Origin of the sequence: Flavobacterium sp., assembly GCF_036741995.1 — a bacterium.
Classification (GTDB): Bacteria; Bacteroidota; Bacteroidia; order Flavobacteriales; family Flavobacteriaceae; genus Flavobacterium.
Genome location: NZ_DAINRG010000092.1, coordinates 1 through 3483, shown reverse-complemented (window position 1 = coordinate 3483; position 3483 = coordinate 1). Strand labels below are relative to the sequence as shown.

Here is a 3483-nt window from a genome sequence, read left to right as displayed (position 1 = left end):
AAGAAAGTATTCAATTTTGAAGGCGAAAATTCCATAAGTACTTGATTTTACTGTAAAAGTACAAAAAAGACGTGGGTTTAATACGTTTTTTTAAATGTTAATATTTTGTTAATTTTAAGTACTTTGCATTGCATAATACCTTTTTTTAATTGTATCTTTGTATAAGAAATTAATGGTCTATCTATAGTATTGTTAAAAAAGAGTTTTAATCATCCATCAAAAAATCAAATCATGACATCAACCAACGAAAAAAATACAGCTACTTTTCTACATCTTAGTGCTTTAACACAGTACATCATTCCGTTTGGGAATTATATTTTCCCAATTATCATTTGGAGTTCTAAGAAAAACGAATCGGAATTTGTAGATCAAAACGGAAAACAAGTGCTGAATTTTCAATTGAGTATCTTCATTTACAGCATTATATTATGTGCCATTGCCATCCCGATTTTTTTATATGCCATTTTTAAAAACATCCCTTTTCACTTTAACTTTCACCAAGACGAATTTTTAATTCACAATTTATGTCACGGGAACATGAGTGGCTTAACCATCCTCGGCATAGTAACCGTTTTAGTATTTGCCTTTATGAAAGTTATGGAATTCGTTTTAATCATCCATGCCGCGGTCAAATCATCCAACGGCGAAAACTATAAATACCCATTGAGCATACCGTTTTTTAAATAATCAATAAAAAACAAAAAAATAATCATCAATCATTAAAAATCAAATCAAAATGAAACAATTAATCTTAATCACAGCAATGCTGGTTGCCATGACAACCAAGCTTTTGGCACAAGACAAAAATGCCCTTGAAATCAAAAATTTGTCAACACAAACAACTTTGGCACAACCAGAAAATCATCAATTCGAAATTGTAGCTAATGAAGCCGTAGATGTTAATTTAAAATTCAACTTAAAGTTAGAAGACGAGGTTAATGTTTTGGTAACCGACAAACAAAACAAAGTGGTGCTTTCGAAAAAATACCACAAACAGGGCGAAAACAAACTGGCATTTACCATGGAGGAAAACGAAAAATACACAGTATTGCTAAAAGGAGAGAAACAATCCAATTTGATTGTCAGTCTGTCCGAAAATTAAAAATCATCAATCATAATCATCAACCGAAGCCATCATTAGTTTCAATCATCAATCAAGAAACGAATTAGTAATCAAAAAAAATTAAATCATGCATTATGAATATTGAAAACACAAAAGCCCAGATGCGTAAAGGTGTTTTAGAATTTTGTATCTTGTCTGTCCTAAAAGAGAAAGATGCCTACACCTCTGAAATATTAGACACTTTAAAAAACGCCAAATTGCTTGTAGTTGAGGGAACCGTTTACCCACTGCTGACAAGACTTAAAAACGACGGATTACTCAATTATCGTTGGGAAGAATCAACCTCGGGACCACCACGAAAATATTATGGTTTGACCGAATTGGGAAAAACATTTTTAACTGAATTGAACGGCACCTGGACTGAACTGTCTGACGCTGTAAACATCATCACAACTAATAAATAATAATCATGAACAAAACAGTAAATATTAATATAGGTGGTTTATTCTTTCACATAGATGAAGATGCATACCAAAAATTAACTCGCTATTTCGAAGCTATAAAACGTTCGCTTTCCAATTCATCAGGGAAAGACGAAATCATGAAAGACATCGAAATGCGTGTGGCCGAATTGCTGACTGAAAAACAAAAAAGCGACAAACACGTCATCAATAACAAAGATGTGGATGAAGTAATTGTAGTGATGGGACAACCGGAAGATTACCGAATTGACGACGACAACGACGACAAAGCTCCGGAACCATTTTATCCTTATACAAGATCTAAAAAACTGTACCGAGATAAAGACAGAGGAACTATTGCCGGAGTAGCCACAGGGTTAAGCCACTACTTAGGCATTGATGCCGTTTGGATTAAAATTGCCTTCTTATTTTTTACTTTCGTCGGAGGTTCCGGATTAATTGCCTATTTCATTTTCTGGATAGCCACACCAAAAGCCATCACTACTTCTGAAAAATTGGAAATGACCGGAGAACCGGTAACCATTTCGAATATCGAAAAGAAAGTCAGAGAAGAGTTTGACAGCGTAACCAACAAATTCAAAAATGCCGATTACGACAAAATGGGCAACCAGGTAAAAAACGGTGCCGAAAAAATTGGCAGCGGAATTGGAGATGTTATAATTAAAGTATTTGGGGCTTTCGCCAAAGTATTAGGCGCTTTCATCTTAATCTTTTCCTCATTCGCCTTGCTTGGAATCTTAATCGCTTCCATCGTAATGATGTTTTCATCCTCTTTGCCCGCCAATACTATCTTAAACCACATTAACACGCCAATTGGTTTGGAAACACCACTTTGGATTCAAGGAATTTTATTCCTGTTAGCCTTTGGCATTCCATTGTTCTTCTTACTTATTTTAGGTTTGAAATTATTGGTAACCAATTTAAAATCGATCGGAAATGTAGCAAAATATAGCTTCCTGGCCGTTTGGATTATCGCAGTGGGAATCTTAATCTCTTTAGGAATAAACGAAGCTACACAACTGGCTTTTGACGGAAAAACAGTCAAAAAAGAAACCTTAGCCGTGAATCCAACCGATACGCTTCATATTAAATTCGTAAACAACGATTTCTTTTCGAAAAACATGGATGAGCATCAGGATTTTGTTTTCACTCAGGACTCTGCCAAACACGAAGTGATTTATTCTAATAACGTTCGTTTTGAAATAAAAGGTACTGACAAAACTCAACCTTATTTACAAATTGAAAAACTGGCCAAAGGAAAATCCTATACCGAAGCCAACAGCCGTGCCGAAAAAATCAAATATGGCTATAAAATAGTGGGGAACCAATTGCTCTTAGACAATTATTTGCTAACGGAAATCGCGAGCAAATACAGAGACCAACACGTAGAATTGTATTTGTATTTGCCAAAAGGAACGCTGTTCAAAGTGGATAAAAGCGTACAATCCTTTGACGAATCGGATAATCAATATTTTAATTTACACTATAGCTCAGACAACTATACTTATAAAGTAGATACCAATCAGGTAAAATGTTTAGACTGCCCGGCTGACGAAAATGAATACAATGATATAGATGGTGCTGCAATTGAAGCTATTCCGGCTCCACCAGCACCACCGGCAACGGAAGCCCCAGTAGCGGAACCAGCGCAGTCTTCATCTAAATCGACTAAATTAACCATTGACCAACACGGAGTAATCATTAAAACCAATTAACCATGGGAAAGTTCATTGTACTTTGTACCAAATGTATCGCTGTTACTATGCTGGTAGCCTTATTCGCCTCTTGCCATACCCGAATAGATTTAGGCAACGGTATTGACGGTAGCGGAAATGTAACCAAACAAACGCGCAACGTTGACAATAATTTTTCAAAAATTGTAGTAAACCGCGGATTGAATGTCACTCTCGAACAAGGAGACAGCTATTGGGTAGAAGT

The 3483-nt window shown here is 35.7% G+C and carries 4 protein-coding genes and 1 pseudogene; all 5 read left to right on the top strand.

Annotated elements, in window-relative coordinates; translation table 11 throughout:
- Positions 1 to 231 precede the first annotated feature (231 nt).
- Positions 232 to 687, top strand: coding sequence for a DUF4870 domain-containing protein (locus V7D82_RS13535; RefSeq protein ID WP_333601483.1), 456 nt, complete (start codon positions 232 to 234; stop codon positions 685 to 687).
- Positions 688 to 736: 49 nt separating this feature from the next.
- Positions 737 to 1102: a hypothetical protein gene (locus V7D82_RS13530; protein ID WP_333601482.1), complete on the top strand. Its 366-nt coding sequence runs from the start codon at positions 737 to 739 to the stop codon at positions 1100 to 1102.
- Positions 1103 to 1197: 95 nt separating this feature from the next.
- Positions 1198 to 1527 carry a PadR family transcriptional regulator gene (locus tag V7D82_RS13525; RefSeq protein WP_264521636.1) on the top strand — a complete coding sequence of 110 codons (330 nt, stop codon included), beginning with the start codon at positions 1198 to 1200 and terminating at the stop codon, positions 1525 to 1527.
- A 5-nt stretch (positions 1528 to 1532) separates the two neighbouring features.
- Entirely contained in the window at positions 1533 to 3260 is a 1728-nt protein-coding gene (locus tag V7D82_RS13520; protein WP_333601481.1) for a PspC domain-containing protein, read from the top strand.
- A 2-nt stretch (positions 3261 to 3262) separates the two neighbouring features.
- Positions 3263 to 3483 (top strand): annotated as a pseudogene (locus V7D82_RS13515) (hypothetical protein); the annotation flags it as partial.

Bases quoted from the DNA above. Each gene is read 5' to 3' on its own strand.
- V7D82_RS13525 (WP_264521636.1), top strand. From the start codon at position 1,198: ATGAATATTGAAAACACAAAAGCCCAGATGCGTAAAGGTGTTTTAGAA.
- V7D82_RS13520 (WP_333601481.1), top strand. From the start codon at position 1,533: ATGAACAAAACAGTAAATATTAATATAGGTGGTTTATTCTTTCACATA.
- V7D82_RS13530 (WP_333601482.1), top strand. From the start codon at position 737: ATGAAACAATTAATCTTAATCACAGCAATGCTGGTTGCCATGACAACC.
- V7D82_RS13535 (WP_333601483.1), top strand. From the start codon at position 232: ATGACATCAACCAACGAAAAAAATACAGCTACTTTTCTACATCTTAGT.